Source organism: Streptomyces sp. URMC 126 (assembly GCF_051386555.1).
In the GTDB taxonomy this organism is placed as follows: Bacteria; Actinomycetota; Actinomycetes; order Streptomycetales; family Streptomycetaceae; genus Streptomyces.
In genome coordinates this window covers 1-3756 of the sequence record NZ_JBPQTX010000476.1, presented here as the reverse complement: position 1 = coordinate 3756, position 3756 = coordinate 1, and the positions used below count along the sequence as shown (strand labels likewise).

Below are 3756 nucleotides of genomic sequence, written 5' to 3'. Positions count from 1 at the left end.
CCCCGGCACCTCCCGCGCACCTCCCCCGGGCGTCACACGGGCAGCACGGGGCACCACGCAGGCATCACGCGGGCGTCACGCGGGCGCCTCGGAAGCCACCGCACCGGTCTCCTCCCGCACCGCTCCCTCCGCCGGCGCCCCGTCCCCCGGCAGCCCGTCCCCCGGCGAGGTCACGCACCAGCACAGCACCGCGTTGAGCGACAGCAGGCCCGCGTAGATCCACATCAGCCCCTCGAAGCCGAACGACCCGTACGTCACCGTGCCGATCAGCGGCCCGACGGCGACGCTCAGCCCCGCGCCCAGCGTGTACACGCCCATCACCTGGCCGCGCCGCTCCGGGGCCTGGGCCACCATCATCGCCGGCAGCGGTACGTACCCGGCCAGCCCGGCGCCGTAGACGGCGACCGCGACGGCCGCCGGCAGGAAGGCGTGGCCGGCGGCCGCGGGCAGGTAGTAGCACAGCAGGCAGCCGACGGCGCCGAGGACGCCGCCGAACAGCGCGCAGGTCTTGCGTCCGCTCCAGTTGTCGCCGAGCACGCCGAAGACCAGCAGGGCGCCGAGGTTGGCGACCATCATGACGACGAGGAGGGTGTTCCACTCGCCGTCGCCGAACCCGAGGTCCCGGACGAAGAAGGGCATGAAGACCCACATGCCGAACGACGGTGTGGTGTTGACGAGCCGGATCACGAGGCTGATGCCGAGCTTCGGCTTCTCGAACAGGATCCGGAAGGTGCCCGCCAGTTCGCTCCGCGCGTCCCGGCCCGGCGCCAGCCCGTCGAAGCCGGTCCGCTCCCTGAGCAGCAGCAGGACGACGAGGGAGCCGGCGAGCACGACGGCGAGGGAGAGCCACAGCGTCCGGTAGAAACCGAGGGCCGGGGTGGCGGCGGCGAAGACGAAGGAGCCGATGATCGGGTAACCCGCGCTGTAGGAGAACCAGAACCAGCCGACGGCCTTGCTCTGGTGGTCCCGCGGGGCGACCGCCATGATCCAGGACAGGAAGCCGTAGGCGAACATCGGGTAGCCGAAGCCGCGCAGGCCGTACGTGACCATGACGAGCCAGTAGTTCTCCGCCGGGACCGCCACGGCCAGCATCAGCACGTGGAAGACCACCCAGGCGGCGGCGCCCGCGGCCATGACGCGGCGCGGTCCCCACCGGTCCGAGAGCAGGCCCGCGCCCAGGAAGGAGGCGATCGCGGCGGTGACGCCGTAGACCGTGATGATCGCGCCGGCGCCCGTCTCGGAGAAGCCGAGGTCGTCGCCGAGGTACTTGGACAGGTAGCTGGTCTCCACGCCGTCGCCGATCATGAAGAGCAGAACGCCGGTGTAGCCCCAGGCGAGGACGCGGGGTATGCCGAGCCGGTCCAGGACGTGTCGCGGGCGGGCGGCCGGGCCGGTGGTGCCGGTTGTGGGCGTGCTCATGCCCGTCCGTCCTCTCCGGCCCGAGTGCCCTCTGCCGTCCGGGCGTTCTCTTCCGCCCGTGCCCGCTCTCCCGGCCGTACGCCCTCTCCCTCCCGTGCACTCTCTCCCGCCGCAGGAGACGACGGGGCCGCCCCGGGCCGCGCGCCGCCCGGCGCGATGTGGAGTTTGCGGCCGGTTCCGGCGCGGAAGGCGGCCACCGCCTCGTCGAAGCCGTCGAGCCCGTACACGTGGCTGACCAGCGGATCCAGGTCGAGCCCGGCGGCGAGCAGGTCGATCGCCGGCTGGAAGCTGTGGTGCACCGCCATCGAGCCGATGATGTCGATCTCGCGGTTGTAGACGGCGAACGGCGAGAACGCCGCCGTGCGGGCGGGGTCCGCCACCCCGAACTGGAGGAAGGTGCCGCCCTTGCGGACGCGGGTGAGCCCGTCCTCGATCGCCGCGACCACGCCGGTCGCGTCGATCACCACCTCGAAGCCCTCCGGGCGGCCGAGGGCGGCGGCGTCCGTCGCCACGGCGTCGGCCGCGAAGGACCGGGCGAAGGCCAGCCGGTCGGTGTTGACGTCCACCATCGAGACGGAGGCGGCGCCCGCGCCGCGGACCACCGCGGCCATCATCAGGCCCATGGTGCCCGCGCCGTACACGAGGTAGTGCTCACCCGGCCGGCGGGGCAGCCGATTGAGGCCGTGCACCGCGCAGGACAGCGGTTCGACCAGGCCGGCGGCCGCGTCCGACAGGCCGTCGGGCAGGACGTACGCGCAGCGGGCCGGAACCGCCACCAGTTCCGCGAAGCCGCCGTCCCGGGTGACGCCGACCGCGCTGTAGTTCTCGCACAGGTTGCCGCGGCCGATGCGGCAGTAGTGGCAGGCGCCGCAGGGCAGGTTGGGGTCGACGGCGACGCGGGTGCCGACCGGGGGCCCGGCCACGCCCGGGCCCAGTGCCACCACCCGGCCGGTCAGCTCGTGCCCCGGCACCAACGGGTAACGGACGGACGGGAGTTCACCGCCGAGGATGTGCATGTCCGTGCCGCACAGGCCGCACGAGGACACTTCGACGACCACCTCACCGGGCCCCGGCCGGGGATCGGGCACTTCGGTCACCTCGGCTTGTCCCGGACCGGTGACGACGACTGCGCGCATGGGCTCGCTCCTCACTTCCTCGTGTGGTGGCGGGACCGTAACCGGCACGTAAACGCTTGCGCAAGCGTTTACGTCCACGAGGTCATGGGGTAACTTCGACCGGTCGGACGACATCGGGGAAGATCAGGGACAGGCGGCGGTGCCGCGCGGCGGCGCACGGGGAGGCTCGGGACATGGCAACGATGGCGGATGTGGCCCGGCACGCCGGGGTCTCCGTGGCCACCGTCTCGCACGTCCTCAACGAGACCCGCCCGGTGCGCCCGGCCACCCGCGACGCCGTCCGGGCCGCCATCGCGGAACTGGGCTACACCCACAACACGCTGGCCCGTTCCCTGGTGACCTCCCGGACGAGGTCGATCGGGCTCGCCGTCTCCGCCGCCGGAAACCCGTACTTCACCGAGATCTTCCAAGGCGTCGAGGCGAGCACGCTGGAGGCCGGCTACAGCCTGCTGACCGCCGATCCGCACGACGATCCCGGACACGAGCTGAAGACCGTCCGGCTGCTGCACGAGCGGCGCGTCGACGGCATGATCATCGCCCCGTCCGCCGATCCCGCCGCGCTGCTCGACCACTTGGCGCGGACGCGGGTGCCGGCCGTCTTCCTGGACCGGCTCGTCGGCGACGCCCACGACCAGGTCTGCGCGGAGAACGAGGCGCCGACGGCCCGGCTGACCGGGCACCTCGCCGAGCGGGGCCACACCCGGATCGCGCTGGTCGCCGGCGCGCCCGGCCTCAGCACCACCACGGAGCGCATCGCCGGCTACCGCCGGGGGCTGGCGGAGGCCGGGCTTCCGCACGTCCCCGAGCTGGTCGTGGACGGCGACTCCCGCGCGGAGGGCGCCGAACGGGCCGTCGAGCGCCTACTGGCGCTCGCCCAGCCGCCGACCGCCCTGGTCACCGCCAACAACGCCATGACCATCGGCGCCCTGCGGGCCCTGCGGGCGGCGCGCCTGTCCGTCCCCGGCGACATGGCGCTCGCCTGCTTCGACGACTTCTCCTGGGCCGACCTGTTCGAGCCCCGGCTCACCGCCATCGCCCAGCCGAGCCGCGAGATCGGCGCCGCCGCCGTCCGGCTGCTGCTGGACCGGCTCGCCGAGCCCGGCCGCGCCCCGCGTACCGTCCGGCTGCCGTGCGCGTTCGTCCACCGGAGCTCGTGCGGCTGCCCCGGCTGACCCTCCCGTCCCCTCCGTACCGCCCCCAC

The 3756-nt window shown here is 73.6% G+C and carries 3 protein-coding genes; 1 reads left to right on the top strand and 2 read right to left on the bottom strand.

Going from position 1 to position 3756, the window contains the following annotated elements:
• Positions 1-75 precede the first annotated feature (75 nt).
• Both ACSNOK_RS31615 and ACSNOK_RS31610 read right to left on the bottom strand, forming a co-directional pair.
• Complete coding sequence (locus ACSNOK_RS31615; protein WP_436784233.1) at positions 76-1419, bottom strand: MFS transporter; 1344 nt, start codon at positions 1417-1419, stop codon at positions 76-78.
• Positions 1416-2555 carry a zinc-dependent alcohol dehydrogenase family protein gene (locus tag ACSNOK_RS31610; protein ID WP_436784232.1) on the bottom strand — a complete coding sequence of 380 codons (1140 nt, stop codon included), beginning with the start codon at positions 2553-2555 and terminating at the stop codon, positions 1416-1418. Before ACSNOK_RS31610 ends, ACSNOK_RS31615 begins: the two co-directional genes overlap by 4 nt.
• Before the next feature lie 173 nt (positions 2556-2728).
• On the opposite strand from ACSNOK_RS31610, the gene ACSNOK_RS31605 reads away from it, so the two are divergent.
• Positions 2729-3727 (top strand): LacI family DNA-binding transcriptional regulator, encoded by a 999-nt coding sequence (locus ACSNOK_RS31605; protein ID WP_436784231.1) that lies wholly within the window; start codon positions 2729-2731, stop codon positions 3725-3727.
• The last annotated feature ends 29 nt before the right edge of the window (positions 3728-3756 follow it).

Bases quoted from the DNA above. Each gene is read 5' to 3' on its own strand.
- ACSNOK_RS31615 (WP_436784233.1), bottom strand. From the start codon at position 1,419: ATGAGCACGCCCACAACCGGCACCACCGGCCCGGCCGCCCGCCCGCGA.
- ACSNOK_RS31610 (WP_436784232.1), bottom strand. From the start codon at position 2,555: ATGCGCGCAGTCGTCGTCACCGGTCCGGGACAAGCCGAGGTGACCGAA.
- ACSNOK_RS31605 (WP_436784231.1), top strand. From the start codon at position 2,729: ATGGCAACGATGGCGGATGTGGCCCGGCACGCCGGGGTCTCCGTGGCC.